This window comes from Nitrococcus mobilis Nb-231 (assembly GCF_000153205.1).
GTDB classification, from domain to species: domain Bacteria; phylum Pseudomonadota; class Gammaproteobacteria; order Nitrococcales; family Nitrococcaceae; genus Nitrococcus; species Nitrococcus mobilis.
The window spans coordinates 222630-247312 of the sequence record NZ_CH672427.1 but is presented as its reverse complement, the minus strand read 5'-3'; the positions used below and the strand labels follow the sequence as shown (position 1 = coordinate 247312).

The 24683-nt window shown below is 59.6% G+C and carries 22 protein-coding genes and 1 pseudogene; 4 read left to right on the top strand and 19 right to left on the bottom strand.

Features of this window, described 5'->3' with window-relative positions:
- Nucleotides 1–98: 98 nt before the first annotated feature.
- A pseudogene (locus NB231_RS17270) lies at nucleotides 99–1176 on the top strand (IS630 family transposase).
- A 7-nt stretch (nucleotides 1177–1183) separates the two neighbouring features.
- On the opposite strand, the gene dapB reads toward NB231_RS17270, so the two are convergent.
- The 5 genes from dapB to hrcA form a co-directional block, all read right to left on the bottom strand.
- Nucleotides 1184–1990, bottom strand: coding sequence for a 4-hydroxy-tetrahydrodipicolinate reductase (gene dapB / locus NB231_RS01070; RefSeq protein WP_004999010.1), 807 nt, complete (start codon nucleotides 1988–1990; stop codon nucleotides 1184–1186).
- A gap of 42 nt (nucleotides 1991–2032) precedes the next feature.
- Complete coding sequence (dnaJ, locus tag NB231_RS01065) at nucleotides 2033–3169, bottom strand: molecular chaperone DnaJ (RefSeq protein WP_004999008.1); 1137 nt, start codon at nucleotides 3167–3169, stop codon at nucleotides 2033–2035.
- 225 nt (nucleotides 3170–3394) lie between these two features.
- Nucleotides 3395–5323, bottom strand: coding sequence for a molecular chaperone DnaK (dnaK, locus tag NB231_RS01060; RefSeq protein WP_004999005.1), 1929 nt, complete (start codon nucleotides 5321–5323; stop codon nucleotides 3395–3397).
- A gap of 91 nt (nucleotides 5324–5414) precedes the next feature.
- Nucleotides 5415–6035, bottom strand: a complete 621-nt coding sequence (gene grpE / locus NB231_RS01055; RefSeq protein WP_004999002.1) for a nucleotide exchange factor GrpE — start codon at nucleotides 6033–6035, stop codon at nucleotides 5415–5417.
- 87 nt (nucleotides 6036–6122) lie between these two features.
- Complete coding sequence (hrcA, locus tag NB231_RS01050; protein ID WP_084766191.1) at nucleotides 6123–7235, bottom strand: heat-inducible transcriptional repressor HrcA; 1113 nt, start codon at nucleotides 7233–7235, stop codon at nucleotides 6123–6125.
- Nucleotides 7236–7447: 212 nt separating this feature from the next.
- Between hrcA and NB231_RS01045 the strand changes: the two genes are divergently transcribed.
- Both NB231_RS01045 and recN read left to right on the top strand, forming a co-directional pair.
- Nucleotides 7448–8320: an NAD(+) kinase gene (locus NB231_RS01045; RefSeq protein ID WP_040661515.1), complete on the top strand. Its 873-nt coding sequence runs from the start codon at nucleotides 7448–7450 to the stop codon at nucleotides 8318–8320.
- Nucleotides 8321–8355: 35 nt separating this feature from the next.
- Nucleotides 8356–10017: a DNA repair protein RecN gene (gene recN / locus NB231_RS01040; RefSeq protein WP_004998996.1), complete on the top strand. Its 1662-nt coding sequence runs from the start codon at nucleotides 8356–8358 to the stop codon at nucleotides 10015–10017.
- A gap of 186 nt (nucleotides 10018–10203) precedes the next feature.
- Here recN and fur read toward each other — a convergent pair whose 3' ends face one another.
- Nucleotides 10204–10620, bottom strand: coding sequence for a ferric iron uptake transcriptional regulator (gene fur, locus NB231_RS17265; RefSeq protein WP_004998995.1), 417 nt, complete (start codon nucleotides 10618–10620; stop codon nucleotides 10204–10206).
- Between the two features lie 77 nt (nucleotides 10621–10697).
- Here fur and NB231_RS01030 point away from each other — a divergent pair, with 77 nt between their 5' ends.
- On the top strand, nucleotides 10698–11099 hold the full coding sequence (locus NB231_RS01030; protein ID WP_050756033.1) for an outer membrane protein assembly factor BamE: 402 nt from the start codon (nucleotides 10698–10700) through the stop codon (nucleotides 11097–11099).
- Here NB231_RS01030 and NB231_RS01025 read toward each other — a convergent pair.
- The 13 genes from NB231_RS01025 to trpB form a co-directional block, all read right to left on the bottom strand.
- Nucleotides 11082–11405, bottom strand: coding sequence for an RnfH family protein (locus NB231_RS01025; protein WP_004998992.1), 324 nt, complete (start codon nucleotides 11403–11405; stop codon nucleotides 11082–11084). The genes NB231_RS01030 and NB231_RS01025 overlap by 18 nt on opposite strands.
- 110 nt (nucleotides 11406–11515) lie before the next feature.
- Nucleotides 11516–14266, bottom strand: a complete 2751-nt coding sequence (locus NB231_RS01020; RefSeq protein ID WP_004998989.1) for a DUF349 domain-containing protein — start codon at nucleotides 14264–14266, stop codon at nucleotides 11516–11518.
- A 260-nt stretch (nucleotides 14267–14526) separates the two neighbouring features.
- Nucleotides 14527–14886, bottom strand: coding sequence for a DUF488 domain-containing protein (locus NB231_RS01015; protein WP_004998986.1), 360 nt, complete (start codon nucleotides 14884–14886; stop codon nucleotides 14527–14529).
- Nucleotides 14887–14917: 31 nt separating this feature from the next.
- Entirely contained in the window at nucleotides 14918–15193 is a 276-nt protein-coding gene (locus NB231_RS01010; protein ID WP_040662731.1) for an Lrp/AsnC family transcriptional regulator, read from the bottom strand.
- A 100-nt stretch (nucleotides 15194–15293) separates the two neighbouring features.
- Nucleotides 15294–16520, bottom strand: a complete 1227-nt coding sequence (locus NB231_RS01005; protein WP_004998966.1) for a DUF4147 domain-containing protein — start codon at nucleotides 16518–16520, stop codon at nucleotides 15294–15296.
- Nucleotides 16517–17716, bottom strand: a complete 1200-nt coding sequence (locus NB231_RS01000; protein WP_004998965.1) for an O-succinylhomoserine sulfhydrylase — start codon at nucleotides 17714–17716, stop codon at nucleotides 16517–16519. The genes NB231_RS01005 and NB231_RS01000 overlap by 4 nt, the downstream gene beginning before the upstream one ends.
- Before the next feature lie 196 nt (nucleotides 17717–17912).
- Nucleotides 17913–19424, bottom strand: coding sequence for an amidophosphoribosyltransferase (gene purF, locus NB231_RS00995; protein WP_004998964.1), 1512 nt, complete (start codon nucleotides 19422–19424; stop codon nucleotides 17913–17915).
- A 62-nt stretch (nucleotides 19425–19486) separates the two neighbouring features.
- A complete protein-coding gene (locus NB231_RS00990; protein WP_004998963.1) occupies nucleotides 19487–20053 on the bottom strand; it encodes a CvpA family protein in 567 nt (188 codons plus the stop codon).
- Nucleotides 20054–20127: 74 nt separating this feature from the next.
- Nucleotides 20128–20760 carry an SPOR domain-containing protein gene (locus NB231_RS00985; RefSeq protein ID WP_004998961.1) on the bottom strand — a complete coding sequence of 211 codons (633 nt, stop codon included), beginning with the start codon at nucleotides 20758–20760 and terminating at the stop codon, nucleotides 20128–20130.
- A gap of 85 nt (nucleotides 20761–20845) precedes the next feature.
- Nucleotides 20846–22126 carry a bifunctional tetrahydrofolate synthase/dihydrofolate synthase gene (folC, locus tag NB231_RS00980; protein ID WP_004998959.1) on the bottom strand — a complete coding sequence of 427 codons (1281 nt, stop codon included), beginning with the start codon at nucleotides 22124–22126 and terminating at the stop codon, nucleotides 20846–20848.
- Between the two features lie 5 nt (nucleotides 22127–22131).
- Nucleotides 22132–23025: an acetyl-CoA carboxylase, carboxyltransferase subunit beta gene (accD, locus tag NB231_RS00975; protein ID WP_040662728.1), complete on the bottom strand. Its 894-nt coding sequence runs from the start codon at nucleotides 23023–23025 to the stop codon at nucleotides 22132–22134.
- Between the two features lie 14 nt (nucleotides 23026–23039).
- Entirely contained in the window at nucleotides 23040–23876 is an 837-nt protein-coding gene (gene trpA, locus NB231_RS00970; protein ID WP_004998956.1) for a tryptophan synthase subunit alpha, read from the bottom strand.
- Nucleotides 23873–24683 (bottom strand): tryptophan synthase subunit beta (trpB, locus tag NB231_RS00965; protein WP_004998954.1); only part of this gene is annotated, 811 nt, incomplete at its 5' end. The genes trpA and trpB, both read right to left, overlap by 4 nt.

Sequence of the window (24683 nt, the reverse complement as noted above, 5' to 3'; positions counted from 1 at the left end):
TGACAGGCTGTTTTTCCGTCTGAACAGACGGAGAGAGACCCTTGGTCAAGAAATACAAAGTGACGTTACAGGCGGAGGAGAGGCAGTCGCTCGAGGCGATGACGCAGAAGGGCTCGCATCAATCTCGGAAGGTCATCAACGCATTGATCTTGCTGAACTGCGATGAAGGCGAGTTCAATCAGCGGCGCTTGCGGGGCGAGGATGTGGCCGAGGTGCTGAAGGTCAGCCTGCGCAGACTCGATCGGGTCAAAAAACGATTTGTCGAAGAGGGACTGGAGACGGCTTTGGGCGGTCAGCCGCGCCAGCGGCAGTACGAGCGCAAGGCCGACGGTGATCTGGAAGCGCGCCTGGTCGCGCTGAGTTGTAGTGAGCCGCCGAAGGGTTACTCTCAGTGGTCGCTTCGGTTACTCGCCGATCGTGCTGTCGAACTCGAGTACGTCGACAGCCTATCCTACGAGACGGTCCGTCGGGTTTTAAAAAAAACGAAATCAAACCCTGGCGGCGGATCGGTTGGGTGATTCCACCGGGGGGCAGCGCCGAGTTTGTCGCCGCGATGGAGCGGGTTTTGGACGTGTATCGACGCCCTTACGATGGTGCGAATCCGGTTATGTGCATGGACGAGACGCCGCGACAGCTCATCCGAGAGACACGCTCGCCGCTCCTACCCGGCCCTGGGCGTGTGCAACGCCATGACTATGAGTATGAGCGATGCGGTGTGTGCAACGTGTTCATGGCCACTGAACCGTTGGCCGGAACCCGGATGACCAAGGTGACGGATCGCAAGACGAAGATCGACTGGGCGCAGTTCCTTCAGGACATTGCCGAGCGTTACACTGATGCCGAGCGGATCACGCTGATCATGGACAACTTGAATACCCACAGACCGGGAGCGCTATACGAAGCCTTTCCCCCGGATCAGGCCAAAGCCCTCTGGGACCGTTTTGAGTTCGTCTACACACCGAAGCACGGCAGTTGGCTCAATGTCGCCGAAATCGAGCTCAATGTGATGATCAGCCAATGCCTGAATCGACGAATCGACACCATTGCGCAGTTGCGCGAGCAGATCTCAGCCTGGCAGGTGCGTCGCGATCAACTCCAGGCAAAGGTGAACGACGGTTCACCGCGCAAGACGCGCGCACCAAGCTGAAGCGTCTATATCCGACCTTTAATACGTGACATGACACTAGTCCCGCAAGCCGAGCACATCCTGCATGTCGTAGAGGCCGGCTGTTTGCCCAGCGAGCCAAACAGCTGCACGCACAGCCCCGTTGGCGAAAGTCATACGGCTGGATGCGCGGTGGGTAATTTCCAAGCGCTCGCCAAGGCCGGCATACAGCACCGTGTGCTCCCCGACGATGTCGCCACCGCGGACGCTCGCAAAGCCGATGGTTTTGCGGTCGCGCTCGCCGGTACGCCCCTGCCGACTATAGACCGCGGATGTACCGAAGTCTCGATCCAATGCCGATGCCAGTATCTCTCCCATGCGCAGCGCCGTTCCCGAAGGCGCATCGATTTTATGGCGATGATGGGCCTCGATCACCTCGATATCGAAGTCCTCACCGAGCGCCCGAGCGGCCAGCTCAATGAGCTTGAACGTCAAATTGACTCCGGCGCTGAAATTCGGTGCCAGCACGATCGGTAGCACTTCCGCCGTGCGGCTGAGTTCACGGCGTTGTGCTTGATCTAAGCCGGTGGTCCCGATGACGATCGGCTTACCCGCCGCACGACACAGCGCAAGGTTCGCCATCGTGGCCTCTGGCACAGTAAAATCCACCAGGACGTCACTGCTATCGATCGCCGCGGCGGGCTCGTCCACGAGGCTGAGCCCTAGAGTACCGATACCGGCCAGATCACCTGCATCGGCACCGATCCAGCGGCTGCCCTGATGCTCGATCGCCGCCGCCAGTCTCGTGTGCGGATTCTGCACGACCGCCGCGACCAGCGTGCGCCCCATGCGACCAGCCGTCCCGCAGATACCGATCTTGATCATTGGTGTACACCTAAAGCCTCGGCGGCCGGCCGCCCGCCGAGGCTAGAACTTCATACTCTCAAAGAACGATTTGACCGAATCCAGCCAGCTATTGCTCTGCGGGTTGTGCCGGTCACCGCCCACCTCCAGCGTCGCAGCCAGTTCTTCGAGCAGCTCCTTCTGCTTAGTCGTCAGATTGACCGGAGTCTCAACCTTCACGCGGCAGAGCAAATCGCCGGGTGAACCGCCACGCACCGGCTGCACCCCCTTGCCACGGATGCGAAAAATCCGCCCGGATTGGGTTCCTGCTGGCACTCGCAAGGTAATGCGACCGTCCAGAGTCGGCACTTCCAAATCGCCCCCAAGGGCAGCTGTGGGTACGCTGATTGGTATGTCGCAGCGAAGATGCGCGTCATCGCGTTTGAAAATCGGGTGTGCCCGAACGGCAATCTGCACATAGAGATCGCCAGGGGGGCCGCCGTTCTCTCCAGGCTCCCCCTCGCCACCGAGGCGAATCCGATCGCCCGTATCCACACCGGCCGGAACCTTCACCGACAGGCGTTTTTGCTCCGGAACTCGGCCATTGCCGTTGCATTGCCGGCAGGGTGTGGAGATTATGGTGCCGCCGCCTCGGCAGCGCGGGCAGGTCTGGCGGATAGCGAAGAAGCCCTGCTGGACCCGCACCTCACCGTGTCCTTGGCAGGTCGTACAGGTCTGTGGTTTGCTGCCCTGGGCAGCACCGCTGCCAGCGCAGCTCGCGCAAGCGACCATGGTCGGGACTTCGAATTCCTTTTCGGTGCCCGCGACTGCCTCCTCAAGCGAGAGCTCCAAAGTGTAGCGCAGGTCGGCACCCCGAAACACGCCCGGAGCGCCGCCCCGACCGGCGGCGCCGCCGAAGATATCACCAAAGACATCGGAGAAGATATCGGCGAAGTTGCCTGGCCCCCCGCCAAAGCCGCTCCGCCCAGCGCTTGCATTGACGCCGGCATGGCCGAACTGATCATAAGCCGCCCGCTTCTGGGAATCACTTAGGATTTCGTAAGCTTCCTTGGCCTCCTTAAAGCGGACCTCTGCCTCCTGGTTGCCGGGGTTGCGGTCGGGATGATACTTCATCGCCATGCGACGATAGGCCTGCTTGAGATCGGCCTCCGAAGCATTGGGAGCCACCCCTAAAATTTCGTAATAATCTCTTTCCGTCATTAGCTGAAAACTCGGCCCTATCGCTTAACCCATCCCCCACCTTAAAAGCGGAGGGAATTATAATCAGTTTTGGAACCGCACCTATTCGGTTGCTTGCCCCCCCTCTCCAACGGCTGACCGCGTTTCCAGCCATGCTTTTCTCGGTCCTTCCCCACGTGGCCAAGTAACCACATCTTTGGTCGCCGCTGCGAAGGTGGGCGCGCTCTCGCTGTGGCCAAACCCAGATTACTTCTTGTCATCCTTGACTTCTTCAAACTCAGCATCGACCACGTCTTCCTGCGCGGTTTCACGCGCGCCGCCCCCTTGCTGCCCTTCGCCCTCGGCTCCCTCAGTAGCACTGCTCTGATAAGCGCGCTCCGCGAGTTTTCCGGACTTCTCCGCTAAAACCTCCATCTTGCTATCGATGGCGGTCTTGTCGCTGCCCTTCATTGCCTCTTCCAGTGCGACAATCGCCTCCTCCACATCCTTTTTCTCCGATTCCGAGATCTTGTCACCAAGATCACGGATGGACTTACGGGTGGCGTGGACGAGATTATCCGCCTGGTTGCGGGCATCCACCAACTCTCGAGCCTTGCGGTCTTCGTCGCGATGCGCCTCGGCATCCTTGACCATACGCTCGATCTCATCGTCGTTCAGACCGCTCGATGCCTTGATCTGGATGGACTGCTGCTTGCCGGTGGCTTTATCGCGCGCCGAGACGTGCAGTATGCCATTGGCATCGATGTCGAACGTGACCTCGATCTGCGGCACGCCGCGCGGAGCCGGCGGAATATCTTGTAAGTCGAACCGGCCGAGTGACTTGTTATATTTCGCCATTTCCCGTTCACCCTGCAGCACGTGCACGGTTACTGCGGTCTGGTTATCCTCGGCCGTAGAGAACACCTGATTCGCCTTGGTCGGAATCGTGGTGTTCTTATCGATCAGCTTGGTCATTACCCCGCCGAGAGTCTCGATACCCAGGGACAGCGGCGTCACGTCCAACAGCAACACGTCCTTGACGTCGCCACCGAGCACGCCGGCTTGCACGGCCGCACCGAGCGCCACGGCTTCATCGGGGTTGACATCCTTTCGCGGCTCCTTGCCGAAGATCTCCTCCACTAGTTTCTGCACCTTCGGCATCCGGGTCTGGCCGCCGACAAGAATCACCTCATCGACCTCGGAGGCAGACAGATCAGCGTCTTTTAGCGCAATCCGGCACGGCTCGACGGTGCGCTTGATGATATCTTCGAGCAACGCCTCGAGCTTGGCCCGGGTCAGCTTCAGGTTCAAGTGCTTCGGTCCGGCACGATCCGCCGTGATATAGGGTAGATTGATCTCCGTTTGCTGAGCGAAGGACAGCTCGATCTTGGCTTTCTCGGCGGCTTCCTTAAGCCGCTGCATCGCCAGGCGATCACCACCGAGGTCGATGCCCTGATCCTTCTTGAACTCGGCGATCAGGTAATTGATGATCGCCCGGTCGAAATCTTCGCCGCCGAGAAAAGTATCGCCGTGCGTGGAGAGCACCTCGAACTGATGCTCGCCTTCGACTTCGGCGATCTCAATAATGGAGATATCGAACGTGCCACCGCCGAGATCAAAGACGGCCACCTTACGGTCGCCACCCCGTTTGTCCAAACCGTAAGCCAGCGCGGCCGCGGTGGGCTCATTGATGATACGCTTGACCTCGAGACCGGCAATACGACCGGCGTCCTTGGTCGCTTGGCGCTGGGAATCGTTAAAGTAGGCGGGCACGGTAATCACCGCCTCCTTTACCTCTTCACCGAGATAATCCTCGGCGGTCTTCTTCATCTTCATCAATGTCCGGGCCGAGATCTCCGGAGAAGCCATCTTTTTACCGTGCACTTCCACCCAAGCGTCACCGTTGTCGGCTCGAACGATTTTGTACGGCATCTCCCGCACATCGCGCTGCACGACTTCTTCCTCATAACGCCGGCCAATCAAGCGCTTGACGGCATAGACCGTGTTTTCCGGATTGGTAACCGCTTGCCGCTTGGCCGGCGCACCGGTCAAAATCTCGCCGTCCTCGGTAAACGCCACCACGGATGGCGTCGTGCGATCGCCCTCGGCGTTCTCAATTACCCGGGGCTTGCCCCCTTCCATTACGGCCACACAAGAGTTCGTGGTGCCCAGGTCAATGCCGATGATCTTACCCATAAGTCTATGCTCCCTCTCTCACCTCGTCACTTCGGCGTGCAAGTGCTAAATTCAAGATCTGCCTGGTTAAATGCGGCCAGGCGTAGGTATTTCAAGCCTGCTCATCGATCGCGCCGCCGGAGGGACGGTGATTGTCGGGCTTGGAAACGATCACCAGCGCGGGGCGCAGCAACCGGTCGTTCAGCAGATAGCCTTTTTGCACCACGTGGATGACCGTATTCGGGTCGTGCTCAGCGGATTCCTGCGCCGCCATTGCCTCGTGCTTCTCGGGGTCGAAGCGCTCGCCTTGTGGATTGACCTCATGGATGTCGAATTTTTCCATGACCTGATTCAACATCTTGAGCGTAAGCTCCACCCCTTCCCGTAATTTGGACACATCGCCGTGGGCTTCCTGCGCGACACTTACTCCCATTTCCAAGCTGTCTCGCACCCCCAGAAGCTCGTTTGCAAGCTTCTCGAGCGCATATCGATGGGCTTGCTCCACGTCCCGCTGCGAGCGTCGGTGCTGATTCTCCAGCTCGGCGCGGGCACGCAAAAATTGATTCCAATTTTCTTCGGCCCGCGTACGCGCCGACTCGCACTCGACAGTCAAACGCTCGACGGCTTGCTGGAGCCGCTCGATCGACTCATTGCCTTGTGCATCCAGCTCGCTATGGGCCTGTGCAGACGGCTCATCGTTGCGCTGAGCTTCGTTGCGTTCCTCTTCCGCCATCGTTTTCTCCGAGCAGACGGTACGAAAACACTCACAATAAGCTAACGCTCGCCCCAAATAGGGCGAACGCTACGCCTTACTTGGGGCTCAGTGGTGTGGATTCAAGGCATGACCAAGCAACTTCGCCGTCACATCGACGATTGGAATGATCCGACCGTAGGGCATCCGAGTCGGGCCGATAACACCGAGCACACCCAATACCCCATCGTCGCTTTGATAGCGCGAGGTTACCAAACTAACGCCATCAAAGACCTCATAGCCTGATTCCTGACCAATAAAAATCTGCACTCCATCCGCTGTCAGGCAGCGGTCGAGCAGATGGATAATATCCCGCTTATGATTAAATGCCTCGAATAGCTGCTTGAGCTTTTCGATATTGGATAGCTCGGCGAAAGTCATGAGATTGGTCTCGCCAGCCATCACATAGTCGTCATCCTCATCCTCGGACCGCGTAAACAGGCGCTGCGCCACCTCTATAGCCAAGCTCATCAGCTCGGTCATCTCTTTACGGTCCTGGTGCATGGCATCGAGTAGCGCCGCGCGAATTTGTTCGATGTCCTTGCCGACAAATTCGGCATTGAGGTAGTTGGCGATATGCTCAAGCTCGGCACCACTATAATCTCGTCCGGTCTGTAAAATCCGGTTTTGCACTTCCTGCTCGTTGACCACTAAAATCGCCAAGACCCGCCGCTCGGACAACGGCAAGAAGCCCAGCTGCCGCACCGAGCCCGTGTGGCGGCGGGGTATCGTTACGACTCCAGTCAACTGTGTCAGCCCAGAAAGCAAATTAGACGCCGAATCGATCAACACATCGGCATTGCTGCCACGATCCAGGCGAATGCGCAACTGCTCGATCTCCCACTCCCGCAACGGATTCACGGTCAGCAGACTGTCGACAAAGAACCGGTAACCAAGGTCGGTCGGCACCCGCCCGGCCGATGTATGCGGCGCCCGAACGTAGCCCGCCTCCTCCAAATCCGCCATGATATTGCGAACCGTGGCCGGACTGAGATTCAAGCCCGACTCGCGCGTGAGAGTACGCGACCCCGTCGGCTGGCCCTCGCGGATATAACGCTGCACCAAAGCCTTCAGCAGCTGCTGAGCGCGCTCCTCAAGAATCGGATCGGCAAATTCCCTGTTCGGGACAGCTGCCGACGACCAAGATCTACCGCTTCGCGCGGGAGCAGTTCTACGTGCCATGAGTTTTCAGACTCACTTTATTGGCACTCTATGACCTAGAGTGCTAACGGCAAGCTAACAGCCACCCCCTACAGTGTCAATAAAGTCCCCCGCCATACTGCACCGGCAAACGCAGCGCCATCCACGCCAGGAACAACGCATATAGCGAAGGCAATTGGCCGACTGGACCCAACATGATAACTTGGCGGCGGATGATGAGGAACGACGCTACGATGCAGTCTTTTCACACGATTGGAATCATGGGCAAAGCCAACGATCCCGACGCCGCGGATACCATAACGCGTATTGCGCAGCATCTCCAGAGTATCGGTCATCCGGTCTTGCTCGACGCTGAAAGCACCCCTCAGATACCGAACGGCGACCGCTGCGAGCGATCTGTGCTGCCTCAAAACGCCGATCTGCTCATTGCCGTCGGGGGTGACGGCACGCTGCTGCATGCAGCACGTCTGCTCGCCGATCACGAGGTGCCGATCCTCGGTGTCAACCGCGGCCGCATGGGCTTTCTCGTCGATGTGTCTCCCAGTCATCTCGATGAAATCGACGCCGTGCTCAGTGGAGAATTCATCGCCGATGATCGGATGTTACTCACTGCGGAAATTCACCGCGGCGGAGAGATCCTGAGTCGCGGAATCGCTCTGAACGATGTCGTATTGCATAAATGGAATACGGCACGGATGATCGATTTCGAGACCTATATCGATGGTGAACTCGCCAATCGGCACCACTCCGACGGGCTGATCGTAGCTACGCCCACGGGGTCGACGGCGTATGCCATGTCGGGCGGAGGGCCGATCATGCATCCGAATCTGGACGCCATCGCTCTGGTACCGATCTGCCCGCACACTCTAAGCAATCGCCCATTGGTGATCAGCGCCGAGAGCACGATCGAGATCACTGTGCATCCAAGCTCATTAAAGCAAATCCGGGTAAGTTGCGACGGTCAGGAAGACCTCGGTTTGGTTAACGAAGGACGCATTATGGTACGCAAAAGCACCCGCAAAGTGCACTTGATCCATCCGCCCCGTTACCGCTATTTCGGAATTCTGCGGGCCAAGTTACGCTGGGGAGGAACCCACTTCAGTTAAAATTACAAGCGCTCATCGTCACAAGGATATAGCCCATGCTGCGGCGAATTCACATACGGAATTTCGCGATCGTCGATACCGTTGAAATCGCCTTCGAACCGGGCATGACGACTCTGACCGGAGAGACAGGGGCCGGCAAATCCATTCTGCTCGATGCACTCGGGACGTGTCTCGGTGAGCGTGCCGACAGTTCTGTCCTGCCTAACCACGCCGAACGTGCAGAGATTCATGTCACCTTCGATCTGCACGATGCTTGGCACGCCCGGGAGTGGCTCCGACAACAAGATCTTGACGACGACGACGAATGCATTTTGCGCCGCATCTTACAACGCAATGGCCGCTCCCAGAGCTATATTAACGGCCGCCCCGTCCCGCTCCAACAACTTGCAGCGCTTGGGGGCCGGCTCATAGGAATTCATAGTCAACACGCCCACCAATCTCTGCGTCGACGCGACATCCAGCGTGAAATTCTGGACGCGTTTGGTGGCCACACCACCGAACTAGCGCGGGTGGGCGAATACCACCAGGCGTATCACCGCTTACACACCGCCATTCAGCGCTTGCAAAGTGGCCAAGGACGCGGGGCCGAAATAGAACTCTTGCGCTACCAGGTCGACGAGTTGATCGGGCTCAATCCGAACGCCAACGAACTCGAAGAGCTCAATCACGAGCAGCGCCGGCTGGCCTCCGCCGAAGAGCTCATCGCCATCTGTCAGTCGGCTATCGCCGTACTCTACGAAGACGAACAAGCGGTCCAAAACGTGCTCGGCGGAACTGTTCGTCAGCTCGCTGGACGGACCGACCTGGACCCGGCTATTGCCGCAGCCTATGGGTTGTTCAATGAGGCGCTGGTGCAGATCGGCGAAGGTTGCGAAACCCTACGTCATTTCGTCACAGGTATCGAGGTGGATCCCGACCGGCTCCAGCAGGTAGAGGAGCGCCTAGGGCAAATTGCCGACCTGGCCCGGAAGCACCGCGTGCGCCCGGAAGAGCTGGCCGAGTGCTTGCAGAAGTTGCGCAACGAGCTCGATGAGCAGGAATCGGCAGGCGCACAGCTCGCGGAGCTTACCAAGCAAATGGCCGAAGTCGAGACTAAGTACCATGCCGCGGCCACCGAACTTAGTAACGCGCGTCAGCGAGCGGCCAGCGTCCTACAGGAGCAGGTCACGAGCTTGACCCACGAGCTCGGGATGCCGACTGGTGAGCTCAAGATCCAAGTCAACCTCGCTGCAAAAACGATCAGTCCGCATGGTATGGATGATGTGTGCTTCGAGGTCCGCACCGCGCCCGATCAGCGCTTCGGTCCAATCAACAAGATCGCCTCCGGCGGCGAAATCTCCCGAATCGGACTCGCACTCGAAGTGGCTACGGCACGTACGACCCGTATCCCTACGCTTATTTTCGATGAAGCCGACAGCGGTATCGGCGGCGCCGTTGCCGAGGTGGTTGGACGCAAGCTCCGCCAACTCGGTTCCCACCATCAAGTGCTCTGCGTCACACACTTACCCCAGGTCGCGGCTCAAGCCCATCACCAACTGCGCGTCTGTAAACAAACCCACCATGAGCGCACGCGAACCCGCGTCGAGCCGCTTGACGAAACCAGTCGAACCTACGAAATCGCCCGCATGCTGGGCGGTTTGGAAATCACGGAAAATACTGTCAACCATGCTCGCGAAATGCTACAGCGAGTGAATTGAAACCGGCACTACTTAATTGCTTCCTTCTGGGGTGAGATTGAGGGGCCGCAAGGCTCCTCCTCAGTCCTATTGTCGAACATCAACCCAGCCAGTGCCAGCAACACAGCTCACTCTTGCCACGGCTTAGCACCGCACAGTCGCCCTATTGAGGCAGCAACACGCGTGTCCTAATAATTTAGGAAGCGATCAACGCTTGCCACGGCATTTCCGGCAACGCCCATATAGAATCATCGAATGGGCGGTCAAATCGAAACCATGATCATGGGCGATCAGTTCCTGCCGATCTTCGATAATCGCGTCCATGAATTCTTCGATTCCGCCGCATTCGGTGCACACCATATGATCGTGGTGTTCGCCCTTGTTGAGCTCAAAGACGCCCTGATTGCCTTCGAAATTGTGACGCTGAACAAGTCCTGCCGCTTCGAACTGTGTTAAAACGCGATAAACGGTAGCGAGTCCAATGTCCTCCCCTGCTTCCAAGAGGCAACGGTAGACATCTTCAGCGGACATATGTTGATGTCGATTTTGGTCCAGGATCTCAAGTATCTTCGTCCGCGGTAGCGTAACCTTAAGACCGGCCTTTCTGAGGTCTTTGGATTCCAAAACGCCTCCCCGGCTCGTATGCAACGTTTGCCAGCTGCGCTATTATGCGCTCGGTTTGGGGTAAGGATACGATGTCGATGCGCACTGCATTTATTGTAACAACCATAGTATACATCACTTCTTTGTTACTTTCGGGATGCTCCGTATCACAACTGCCTTTCGTCTACCGTCCGGCGCTGGAGCAAGGCACTGTCCTCAGCGCGGACAAAATCAAACAGTTGCGGCCCGGCATGACGCCACAGCAAGTTCAATTCCTGCTCGGCACCCCTACCATTCAAGACCCATTCCACACCAACCGTTGGGATTATGTCTATCTGCGCGACCCGCGCAACGGCGCCCCTCCAGTGCAACGTCAGCTAACGCTTTTCTTCGATGACAGCAATCACTTACAGGCCGCTCAAGGCTACGCGCTACCGCCCACGAGCCCGCTGTTGCGGCGCGAGTCCGAGAGCAAACCACGCTTATCGGCGCGCCGATGAAGCACGCCCTGCAGCGCCGGTTCGGGCCGCGCGCCGCCGCCGCATCTCTTTGGGATCGGCGAGCAAAGGGCGATAAATCTCCACACGATCCTTGTGGCGCAGCCGTTGCGTCAACTCAGCCGGTCGGCTGAATATACCGACCTTCTGACGCGCAAGGTCGATCTCGGGGAAACGCTGCTGAATTCCCGAACGACGGATCGCCTCCGCGACGGTTATACCCGAGCGTGCCTGCATCGACAGGATGATTTGCTCATCGGCGGTTGCATAGGCAACCTCAACACAAATGGGATCGGGCTCGTGGTCCATCCTGCCTCTCCTAACCAGCCAAGGCTGGGTGCAGGCCGACAGCAACGCCAGCAGGGCACGCCGAACCCAATACGAGTGGATACAAACCGCAAGCCGGGCTTGCCCCCAAGTTAGAAAAGGCGGTCCAGCGCCGCATCCACTCGCTCCTGCAATGCCTCGCCCCCTGGCAAGCCATACCATTGCGCCGCCAATCGCTGCGCTTCCTGGCACCGCAACAACTCCTTGCCGCGGCCCAGACCCTCGGAGAGCCGCTCGACCTGCAACTCCAGACGCAGCGTTCCATCGACCGGTGGTGAATCAATGCCTGCAAGAATCTCCAAGCGCACACAAATTCGCCGCGCCGTTTCCGGGTCGGGGGGTTTGGGCTTGCCACTTTCCACTGCCGCCCAGCGCTGTTGCAGCGGCCCGAGAGACCATTTGGGAAGCTCCATAAGATCTGCTGATGAAACCGGGCCGGCTGTACCCATCTCCCAAGCCCGGCTCAGCTCAGCCAAGCGCTTCAGCTCGGCGAGCTGCCGGCGCGCCGTGGTCGTCTCGAGCCGTTGGAGTCGCTCGGCCAGCGCCTCATCAACGGCCGCCAAGCGCTTCCTCAAAGCCTGACCATCCCGCCCCTGGGGAAGACCTAGCGCTTGGAAGGCGGATTGCAGTCGATCAGCTTCTCTGCGCAGCGCATTACGATCCACCGGACCATCCGTCCCAGCTAAGGTTTCTAATTGGGCACAAATCAATGCCGCTTCTTCGAGCAACCAAGTCCGCCGCGAGCGGCGACGCTCGCGCTGTGTATCGCGCTTGCTGAATAGCTCGTCGCAGGCGGCGCGAAACGCCTTCCAGAGTATGCGATCAGCCGGCCGCGCTGGACCGAGCGCCTTCCATTCTTGCTGCAAATGTTTCGCTTGTTCGGCTGCAGCCTCAAGATCGTCGTGATCGAGCAACGCTCTGGCCTTGCCCACCAACTCCGCTTTGCATGCCCGATAAGCCGCTCGTTTGATCTCGATATGCTGCGTCAAGGTCGTCATAAGCGCCTCGAATCGCTCGTGCAGCGTTCCAGACTGCGCGCGCTCAACAGGGCCGAAATGCCTCCACTCATCCCGTGCCGTGGCGCGAATCTGCTCCAACGTGTTACCGGCTATTGCGTCCCAATCGGCCTGCTCGACGAATTCGGCAAGCTGACCACAAATGCGTTCACGCTCAATTAGATTAAGCTTGCGGCGCTGCGTCTCAGCTTCAAACCATGCCCGACACGGTTCAAAGGCCCGATCAGCCGCACCGCTAAAGCGCTCCCACAACACCCGCGACCGAGTCGAATCGGAGCCACCGGTCGCTTTCCATTCGGACTGCAGGTCACGGACGCGGCGGGCACGCTCCGGTGGTGAGAGGTCCGGATTCTCGGCAAGCAGTGCCTCCATAGCGCGGCACAATGCCTCTTGTTTAGGCAGCACGGCAAAACGTCGCCAATCCCGTAGCTCCGCGACCTGGACCGTCGCATGCCGCAGGCGGCGCTCGAGTTGTGCCGGCAACGAGCCCGCCATACCTCGCGCGAGTTGCTCCACGCGCTGTAACAGACGTCGCGCGGGCCGCAAATACCCCTCGCTCAGCGCCGCTTCGAGCTCATCGAGCTGCCGCTGCAGCTCCTCTATACGAACCTTGCGCTCTCGCTGGCGCTGGTTTTGCTTATTACTTTGATGAGCCGCGGCCAGCCGGCGCCCCTCCTGCAGTAAAATAGGAACGGGGCAATCGTCCGGCCAAGCGATTCGTTGCTCAAGCACCTGCAGGGCAGCGAGATCCACCTCAGTCCCACCCGTCAGGGCCGCCTCCAAGGCCATACGCTCTTCCAGGTAGCGGCGTGCGGCATCCAGCCATGCGCGCGCCTGCGCGACTCGGCCCTTGAACTCGACAGCCGATTCATCGGATGTTCCCACGAGCAGGCTTTGAACTTGCACCACAGCCTCAGAGGTGGGCTCGAGGCTCGCGGTTATCGCCTCGAGTACGCTCTCGAGTGGCGCCGCCTGCTCCCTTTGCGCGTCAACATCTGCCTCAGGGGAGCGCTCAGAAAGAGGCAGTGGCGCGTCATCTGCCTCTGGCGGTAAAGCGTTGTCCAAGGCATTAAGGGCAGTGGCCAAGCGCTGCTGCAGCTCGGGAGGCGCCCCGCCGTCATGGGTTTTCCAGCGGTTGAGCAGGCGCTGGCGCTCAGCGTCCACAGCTGAACTTCGTGAATGTTCGGCAAGCGCCTCCAATGCGGTAACCACCGCCGCCCGCTCGCGCTCCACAGCCTCTAGCCGCGCGCGCTGGCGACATAGCTCATCGAGGCGCTCACGCGCCAGACGCGCGACCCTGCGGTCGGTGCGCCGCCGCCGGCGTTCAACACGCGCCAGCACGGCTTCGTCGCGAACACGCTCAACGGCGAACCGGCGCACGCGCGCTACGGCATCGGTGTTGATTATCTCTTCCAACACCAACGGATCGTCCAGCCGTTCCAATGCCGCCAGCCGAATCGCTGCCTCGCGACCAAAGCGTGCCACCTGTGCCAGCACACCGGCATCCTGACACGCACGCAGCGCGATTTCCCGGCTTGGATAATCAAGCGCCTCGCAGCCCTCCGCCAGGAGCTGGCAATAGCGAGCTTGCGCGGCCTCTCGTACGGCGGCGTCAGTATCTTGCTGTGCACATTGGCAAAGCGTCTCCAGTACGACAAGCCGTTTGACCGCCGTTGCTCGCACGGCGGGCGCGGGATCGCTCACCGCGAGCGACACCAATGTGGCATATTCGCCAGGATCGGCAGTAGCAAGATTCGCAGCGGCTGCTTGACGTACTTTGGGATTGCGATGCTGCCAGCCAGGCCGGCGAAATCGATCAAACCACATGTGGCAATGGATCCCTAAACCAGCATATGAAAAAACCCGCCCGTCAGATGTTTGCTATTTTTCAACAGGCGAAACCATCAACCCACACTTGCCGCCCGCCCACGCTCACGAGCAAAATCCAACTTCTCAGCTGCCCGATAACCATGAGGTTGAACATGCCCCGCCCATTCTAAGCTCCAAGTTGTGTTTCTCCACAACGGCCCGCCCGAATTCGGCTAACAGCCGAGCGCTGAGAAAACCGCCGACCGGGCAAAATCGAATCAGTCGCTACTAAGCCGCTCCTCAAGCCACTCGCGCAATACCACGGCTTGATTATGTTGCCGATCTCGCGCGCTAAAGAGCAGGGTCACCGGAGCGTACCGCGCTTTATCCGCGAGTTCTTGCACGAGCACTGGGGTCTCCTGCAGCTCCCCACGATAGCGTTTGCGGAATTCATTCCAGCGGCTCGGATCGTGCCCGAACCAACGCCGAAGCTCAGTGGACGGAGCAATCTCCTTGAGCCAACGATCAAGCCGTGCCGTTTGCTTGGATACGCCGCGTGGCCAGACCCGATCCACCAGTACCCGGTAGCCATCGTCATCGCCCGGAGCATCATAGATCCGCTTGATTCGAACGCTCATCCTGTCAAGCTGCACTTCAGCAAGCAACTGATCAAAGACCGATCGAAAACATGCTCTCCAAGTCATGGCGGGAATACGCCCGGAAGGCGATCAAGGTCTCGGTGGCCTCTATGCCTTCAAGGCTCTGCATGTGCTCGGTCACCAAGTCTGCCAGCTCTTCGTTGGCATGCACGCGGATGACCACGACCAAATCGTAGTGACCGCCGACGGAGTAGACTTCACTGACGCCTTCCATCTCTGCAAGCACGCTCGCGATCTCGTTGACCCGGCCGCGGGCGGCATTCAGCAGCACGATCGCGGTTACCATGAGCTTGCCTCCTCGATTGTCGCTCTCTGCAACCATTCCTCACGAGTGTAGCTCAGAAGCGGTCAAATCCGTTCACCGTGATCTCCCGCGGCGGTATCGTTCAGGCCGCCCGCAACCCGATGATCAAATCCATTACGTTGGTCCCGGTCGCGCCGGTACGTATGAGATCGCCGCTGCCGGCAAGAAACCCCCCAGCATCGGCATCAAATAAGGCTTCGTTGACATTGCCCCCGGCAACCGAGCCCCGACTGACGGTTTGCCCATCGATCAAGGCGCCGGCATCTTCGCTAAAGCCATCGGCGCCGTCGGTGCCGGCCGCGAGTAGCCAGATGTCATCCCGACCGGCAAGGGCCATGGCTGCCGCCAGCGCCAGCGTCTGCATACGACCACCGCGCCCAGGGTTCTCCGGCAAGCTCACGGTCGGCTCGCCCCCCCAGATGTGCACGCCCGGGCTGAGATATACGAGTTCTTCCGCGATGCGCCGCCCCTCAACGGCGGCCTCTCCACTGATGAACTCCTCGTGATTGCTAACGGGCAACCCCAGCGCATGAGCGGCGTTTACCGCCGCCGCCCGCGCTTGCCGATTACTGGCAACGAGCTGCCATTGAATCGACTGGAACAAAGCCTCGTTCGCCCTCGGAGCGGGCTCGGCTGGTGGGCAGAGCCGGCGCAGCGCAAGCGGTAGTGTTGCCAGGCCGCTTGCCTGGCTATCCGGAGACAACAATCCCGAACCGATAACCGCTGGATCATCATCACGCACATCCGATATAAGCAAGACGGTAGTGGGCCGCCCTGCGACCCACCGCGCCAAACGTCCGCCCTTGATGCGCGAAACAGCCTTGCGGATGCGGTTGATCTCATGGATAGCGAAGCCGCTCGCCAACAACCGCCGGTTGAGCTCGGCAAGCCGTTCGGGACTGGCTCCGTCAGGGAGTAATTCCACCAGGCTAGAAGCGCCGCCGGAGATCATGACCAACAAGTGCACCTGCTCTGGGGCGGCTTCCAGGAACCGGACCAGGCGTTCACCCGCTACCAAGCTACGGGTATCCGGTACCGGGTGTGCCGATTCCAACTGCTCGACCCGGGGATCGCTGGCGAGCCCCGGATCACCATATCCCGCTCGGGTGATCACTAAAACACGCTCGGTTGCGCGATCACATACCGCCAGGGCGCCGCGGGCCATAGCTGCCGCGGCCTTGCCGATGGCTATAGCGTATATGGCATTATCACATGGATGCTGCCGCAACCACCGGCGGACGCACCTATCACCCCGCACCGCGTCAAGGCCGGCCTGATAGATCGCTAATAGCGCTTCGCGGGGATTCATTCACTCCTCGCCGCCACCAACCCACGGTCGAGATCAGCGCAGAGATCCGCCACGTCTTCTAGACCCACCGACAGCCGGATCAAACCTTCGGTGATTCCGGCGGCGGCGCGTTGCGCCGGCGGGTTGCGCCCATGCGTGGTGCTCGCCGGATGAGTAATCGTGGTACGTGCATCGCCCAAATTAGCGGTAATGGACAACACTCGCGTATGGTCGATCACGCGCCAGGCGGCCTCACGCCCGCCTTCGACCTCGAAGGATACGATACCGCCGAAACCATTTTGCTGGCGCGCGGCAAGCTCATGTTGAGCATGCGTCGCAAGCCCTGGGTAGTGGACCCGGCTCACGCCAGGCTGCTCCGCGAGCCAAGTGGCGAGTGCTAGCGCGTTCTCGCAATGGGCGCGCATCCGTAGCGCCAAAGTTTCGAGTCCCTTGAGAAATACCCAGGCATTGAACGGACTCATGGAAGGACCGGCGGCGCGCAGAAAACCCAACACCTGCTTGCCCACCTGCTCGGCGTTTCCAATCACTGCACCGCCCACACAGCGTCCTTGGCCGTCCAGGTATTTGGTAGCCGAGTGAATCACGATATCCGCACCGAGTGCCAACGGTCGCTGCAACACCGGGGTACAAAAGCAATTATCTACCACTAAAACGGCATCGTTCGCATGGGCAAGCTCGGCCAATCGGGCAATGTCGGCGATTTCAGTCAATGGGTTGGAAGGGGTCTCTAGGAACAACAACCGCGTCTCGGGACGGATTGCCGCCTCCCAGGCCGCGTAGTCGGTGAGCGGAACGAAATCGGTGTGTACACCAAAACGCCCGAGATGATTGCCGAACAACGAAACCGAGGTACCGAAGATGCCTATGGAGGAGACGATATGATCTCCGGCGTTGAGCAATGCCATACAGGTCGTGAGGATAGCGGACATACCGGATGCCGTGGCGACACAGGCCTCACCGCCCTCCATGATCGCCAAGCGGTCCTGGAAAGCTCGCACCGTCGGGTTGCTGAAACGTGAGTAGATGTTGCCCGGCTGCTGCTCGGAAAACTTGGCGGCCGCCTCGGCGGCGCTTTGAAACGTAAAACTGGAGGTGGGGAAAATCGGCTCGGAATGCTCTTGCTCGTTCGTTCGCCTCTGCCCTCCACGCAGAGCCTGCGTCGCAATTCCGAATTCCCGAAAATCGATGTCGGTCATGGCTCAACCTCGCACTAGCAACGGATTAGCTCGTAGCAGGCGGAGCGAAGCGAGACCGGAAACTCGGCAACGCAAGCCCGCCATTGCGAAATCTACACGGCGGGCCGATCTCGCTTTAGCCGTATTTCTAGGGCGCCCGCAAGCTGAGAGTCAAACTAGCGCCGTTCGATTATCTTCCGTCCTGCCGCCAGGACTGTCAAATGGCCGTATTGGAGATCCCACAGAAACTCATGGCATCCTCGCCGCGCTGCCTGGTCTCCTCAGAGCGCAACGCCGCAAGCGTGCGAAGATAGTCGGGGGTAACGTCACCCGCGACGTATTCACCTGTGAAACAAGAGCAGTCGAAGCGCTCGATCTTGTCGTTACCCCCGCGGACTGCCTCGATGAGATCCGGCAAGTCTTGGTATATGAGGTGATCCGCGCCGATCGCACAGCAGATCTCAGGCTCCGTGCGCGCATGAGCGATGAGTTCCTTGGCCGCCGGCATGTCGATGCCGTAGACATTGGGATAGCGCACCGGCGGCGCCGCCGAGGCGAAATAGACTTTATTTGCGCCCACGTCGCGAGCCATCTGAACGATCTTCCGCGAGGTGGTTCCTCGCACAACCGAGTCGTCAACCAACAGGACGTTTTTATTGCGGAATTCCAGTTCGATGGCGTTGAGTTTTTGGCGCACCGAGTATTGCCGCTGGGTCTGGCCCGGCATGATAAAGGTACGGCCGATATAGCGATTCTTGATAAACCCCTCACGATAGACCACACCCAATTCATTGGCGAGGTCCAAGGCCACCGTGCGACTAGTATCGGGGATCGGGATGACGACGTCGATGTCATGGCTCGCCCAGTCTCGAGCGATCTTGCGGGCAAGCATCCGGCCCATTCTAAGCCGCGATTTGTATACCGAGACATCGTCGAGCATGGAGTCGGGACGCGCCAAATAGACGAACTCGAAGATACAAGGCGTCAAAATGGCGTTGGTGGCGCATTGCCGAGTATAAAGCCGCCCATCCACGTCGATGAACACAGCCTCACCGGGCGCGACATCGCGCACCAGCTGAAAGCCGAGCACGTCCAACGCCACACTCTCGGAGGCAATCATGTATTCGCTGCCGTACTCGGTCTCACGCTTACCGAAGCATAGCGGGCGAATGCCATGGGGGTCGCGAAAGCCGAGCACGCCGTAACCGTTGATCATCACCACAGCGGCATAGCCGCCGAATACCCGCCGGTGGATACCGGCCACGGCCGAGAAGATGTCGTTCTCGTCGATTTTGAGCTTGCGCATCTCGCCCAGCTCATGGGCAAAAACGTTGAGCAACACTTCCGAGTCAGAGTTCGTATTGATATGCCGTAAATCCTCGAGATAAAGCTCGCGCTTTATCTGCTCGGCATTGGTCAGATTGCCGTTGTGGGCGAGGCTGATTCCGTACGGTGAGTTCACGTAGAACGGCTGTGCCTCCGCCAGACTGGCGCAGCCGGCGGTAGGATAGCGCACATGACCAATACCCATATTGCCCCGCAACTGCAACATATCCTGGGCACGGAACACGTCCCGCACGAGACCGCTGCTCTTACGCAGATACAATTGCCCGTTATCGTAGGTCATGATTCCCGCGGCATCCTGCCCGCGATGCTGAAGCACCGTGAGCCCATCGTAGAGCGCCTGATTGACGGGACCTCGGGCCACCATGCCGATTACACCACACATGTCAACTGATTATCCCATTCGGTAAAGCCACGCCACGACCGCGGCGACGATCTAAGCGCTGCTCAACGCTCAGCAGCACTACAGTATTCCCGCCAGTACTCGCGCAGCGGAGTGCCGGTGGCCGGCTCGTCGCTGGCAGTGACCGGGCTATACAAGCGCAAACCTTGCAGCCATTGCCCCACCCCAACGGAACACACCCACGGGCGAAACTGCGTCGCCAACACGGACTCCTGCCACCACCGCTCCCGCGGAATGCTGGTGAGCCCTGCCATGAGCACCAGCAGCCCCACGATCAACGCACCACGCAGACCGCCGAATACCATCCCGAAAACTCGGTCGGTGCCGCTCAACCCGGTCTTGCCGACTAAAGTACCGACGAGGTAATTCACAACTCCGCCCAGCACCAAAACGACGATGAACAGACCGACAAACGCAATCATTAAACGAAGTGTAGGCGAATGGACATAGTCATTCAGGTAGAACGCAAGCTGACGGGCGAAGTGCAAACTGATCCAAAATGCGGCGACCCAGACCACGATGGATAATACCTCGCGCACGAATCCCCGCACTAGGCTGATGGCTGCAGAGACCGCGATAATACCGCTGAAGAGGTAATCCAACCAGTTCATATACGCCACAGGTGCAAACAAACCGCTCGCGATCGAGATGTCCCAGAGCGCGAGAAGCGCTTATGCCGCAGTCGTTATTTTTCCACCACTAGAACCTTTATGCCACGTTGCTCATGCAACCGAGCAGCCAGTTGCTCGGCTTCGTCACGAGCGACGAATGGGCCGATGCGTACGCGGAAAAGCGGCTTGTGTCGATATTGGGCCTGTTCGATGTAGGTGCTGAAACCACTCTGTCGCAGCACTTGTCGCAATGCATTGGCATTATCCCGTTCTCGAAAACTGCCCACTTGCACGGTCCAGGCTGCAGCCGGCCTCTCACCGGCAATCTCACGACGGGGGGCTGCTGCCATTTGGTTGGCGCCGACGCCGGCGGAAACCGTCGATTTCGAAACCGGCGCGGAGGTGTGGCGCTCGCGTTCGTCGACCGGCGTCGACGCTGACCGATTCGCCGTAGCCATCGAGTTCGCCTGCGGTGCCCCTATTGGCGGAGGACGCTCAGCCAGCCGCTGTCCGGGAGCGGGCTCATGCAACACCGCGGCTTTGGGAACATCAGGCACCGGTGTTATCTGTGGCCGTGGCGGAATTTCAACTGGGATACCGCTGCGATCACGCTCGACGGGTCCTTGGAGCAACATGGGGATGAAGACCACCCCCAAGGCGACCAGGATCACTGCACCGATCAACCGTTGTTTGGCTCGCTGCTCCACCTTCTTTCTCCCCGAAGCGCTGGAACATCCATAGCATACTACCTACCTCGAGCCAGGCCGAAAAGGACTGGCGATTATTGGGCATCTACCGTAGGGGGTCGGACAAGCGCAGTTCGTGCAAGATTTCCGCAACCACCCGGAACGAGCCGAACGCAACGATGCAATCAACCGTCTCCGCCTCGCCACACACTCGGCTCACCAGTTCGTGCGCCGGCCCAATCGCGGCGATCCGCGCCTCATTGGCTCGCAGGTGAGCCGCCACGTGCGCCGCCGCCAACGCTTCACCATCGGCTAGCTGGAGCAAATACCACTGATCTACCAACGGTAACAACGGCGCGACAACACCAGCAAGATCCTTGCGCCGTAATAGCCCGAAGATACAACGCACTCGACCCGAGCCCGATCGGGCGCGCAGCAACGCGGGCAGACGAGCGGCGGCGGCGGCATTATGCGCGACATCCAAAAGCCAATCCGGCGGTCCGGCAAGCCACTGGGCGCGCCCCGGCAAGTAAACCCGCGGTAGAGCACGCCGTGCCGCGTCAGCCAAACGCGCGGCAGGCTCGCCGAATGCCTCCAACGCGGCCAGGGCGGCCGCAGCATTGGCCAGCTGGTGACAACCCGACAAACCCGGTAAAGGCAACTCGGATAAGTGGACGCTTCGACCACGCCACCACCAGTGCGGCACCCCAACCGGCGAACCGTAATCAAAGTCTCGCCCCAGACGGCGCGCGTCGCTTCCAAGGCACCTCGCATGTGCTGTCACCGTGCACGGCATAGCTACCGAACCGAAGATCACGGGGCGACCCGGGCGCATAATGCCGGCCTTTTCCCGACCTATGCTGTCACGATCGTGACCGAGCCAATCGGTATGATCGAGCTCAACATTAGTCAGCACGGCCACATCTGCTGCCAGGATATTGACCGCGTCCAAACGCCCGCCCATCCCAACCTCAAGCAGCCAGACGTCACATTGGGTGAGTTGAAAGAGGTGCAAGGCAGCCAGCGTGCCGAATTCAAAGTACGTCAGCGGGGTATCCGAACGTGCCTCATCCACCGCCTCGAAGGCGGCAACGATGGCTTCATCCGTCGCTTCCCGACCGTCGATGCGGATACGCTCATTGTAGCGCTGCACATGAGGTGAGCTATACACGCCCGGATGATACCCCAACGCCCGCAGCATAGCCTCTAGGTAGGCAACGGTAGAACCTTTACCGTTCGTCCCGCCGACGGTGATGACACGCGCGCCGCTACGATCAACGCCCAAACGCTTGGCGACGGCCGCCACGCGCTCCAACCCGAGCTCGATCGTTCGGGGGTGGAGCCCTTCTTGCCAGCGCAGCCAATCTCGCAGGCTGGAGCAGCGCATGCGATTCAGGTCACGGTGGCGAGAGGCTTGACATTCGGCGGCGGCCTATGGGTCATGATAGCCAGCAGATTTGCCAACCGCGGCCGCATCTCACGACGATCCACGATCAGATCGATGGCCCCGTGCTGCAGCAGAAATTCGCTGCGCTGAAAGCCATCCGGCAGCGTCTCACGAACGGTCTGCTCGATGACTCGAGGACCGGCGAAGCCGATCAGAGCCCCCGGCTCGGCGACGTTCACATCGCCGAGCATCGCTAGACTGGCCGAAACCCCCCCCATCGTGGGATCCGTTAAAACGGAGATAAAGGGGATACCCGCATCGGATAACCGCCCCAATGCAGCAGCAGTCTTCGCCATCTGCATAAGCGAGAGCAGCGCCTCCTGCATCCGCGCCCCACCACTTGCCGAGAAACAGATCAACGGAATACGCTCCTGCAAGCTTACATTGACGGCACGAACAATTTTCTCGCCCACCACCGAGCCCATAGAACCGCCCATGAAACGGAATTCGAAAGCAGCGGCCACGACCGGAATGCCATATATCCCGCCTTGCATAACGACCAAGGCGTCCTTTTCACCAGTCCCTTTCTGAGCCTGGACCAAGCGCTCTTTGTATTTCCTACTGTCGCGAAAGCGCAGCGCATCCACCGGCTGCACGTTTTCAGCCAGTTCGCTTCGCGCCCCTTCATCCAGAAACAATTCCAGGCGCCGCCGTGCCCCGATGCGCATGTGATAGCCGCACTTCGGACAGACATCGAAGCTGCGCTCCAACTCCGGTCGGTAGAGCGCGCTGTTGCAAGCGCCACATTTGGTCCAGAGTCCCTCGGGGACGTTACGGCTACGTCGATTGTTAGCCTCCGTGCGGATCCGGGAAGGCATCAGCTTCTGGAACCAACTCATATAGGTCCCGTCGCTCATTGCTCTGCGCCCAGCGCGCTTTTTACCACCGCGGCGTCCATGGCCCGGCGCATATCGGCGATCAACTCCCGTACGACATCATACATAACCTCTGGCTGGCTCTGATGGGTTTCGATTCGAGCAACGAGCGCGCTGCCAACCACCACGGCATCGGCCACGGCGGCAATGCGAGCCGCGGCAGCGGCGTCACGAACACCAAACCCCACACCCACCGGCAGCTGCGTGGCCGTGCGGATACTCGCCACATGCACAGCGACGTCGCTGACATCCAGGCTGTCGGCGCCGGTTACTCCCTTGAGCGATACGTAATAGACGAAACCGCGCGCCACCTCGCAAATACGGTGCATACGCCCGGCCTGGGTAGTCGGCGCGATCAACCAGATCGGATCGAGCTGGTTTGCCTGCAGTGTCTCTACAAAAGGCCCACTTTCCTCCGGTGGTAAATCCACACACAGGATGCCATCCACACCCGCAGCAGCGGCCTCCCGGGCAAAAACCGCATAGCCCATCTGTTCGATGGGATTGAGGTAGCCCATGAGAACCACTGGCGTGTGCACGTCATCCACACGAAACTCACGAACCATCTCTAGAATTCGTCGGATATTGACCCGATGAACCAGCGCGCGCTCACAAGCCGCTTGAATGACTTGGCCATCAGCCATGGGATCAGAAAACGGGATTCCCACTTCGAGGATATCGGCCCCCCCCTCCACCAAGGCCTGCAGCAGCGGTACAGTGGCGTCAGGCTGCGGATCTCCACCGGCAATATAAGGAATCAGCGCCTTACGACCACGTTCACGGCAAGCGGCGAAACGGCGCTCGATGCGATTCATAGCTCCATCCCTTCCAGAACGGCCACGGTGTTGATGTCCTTATCCCCCCGGCCTGATAGATTCACGATTATAATTTGATCCGGCGTCATTTCGCGGGCCAAGCGATCAGCGCAGGCCAAGGCATGGGCGCTCTCTAAAGCCGGCATGATCCCTTCGGCCCGAGTCAGCGTGTGAAACGCCGCCAGCGCCTCACGGTCGGTGGCATCGACGTATTCGGCACGGCCGATGTCCTTGAGCCAAGCATGCTCAGGCCCCACGCCAGGATAGTCCAAACCGGCCGAAATCGAATGCGTAGGCAGGATCTGCCCATCGGCGTCCTCCATTAGATATGTCCTATTGCCGTGCAGCACCCCTGGACGACCGGTCGCGAGCGGCGCCGCGTGCCGACCACCAGCCAACCCCTCACCGCCGGCCTCCACACCATAGAGCCGAACCCCGGGATCAGCGAGAAAAGGGTGAAACAGTCCCATGGCATTGGAGCCACCACCGACGCAGGCAACCAGCGCATCCGGCAGGCGTTCCTCACGCTCGAGGACCTGCCTCCGGGCCTCACGTCCGATTACCGTCTGGAAATCCCGCACCATCGCTGGATAAGGATGCGGCCCGGCCACCGTTCCGATGATGTAGAAAGTATCGTCGACGTTGGCGGCCCAATCGCGGAAGGCTTCGTTAAGGGCATCTTTGAGGGTGCGCGTGCCGGCTTCGACAGCGACGACTTTAGCGCCGAGCAGCCGCATCCGGTAGACGTTCACAGACTGACGTTGTATATCCGCCGCACCCATGTAGATCACGCATTCCAGGCCTAGA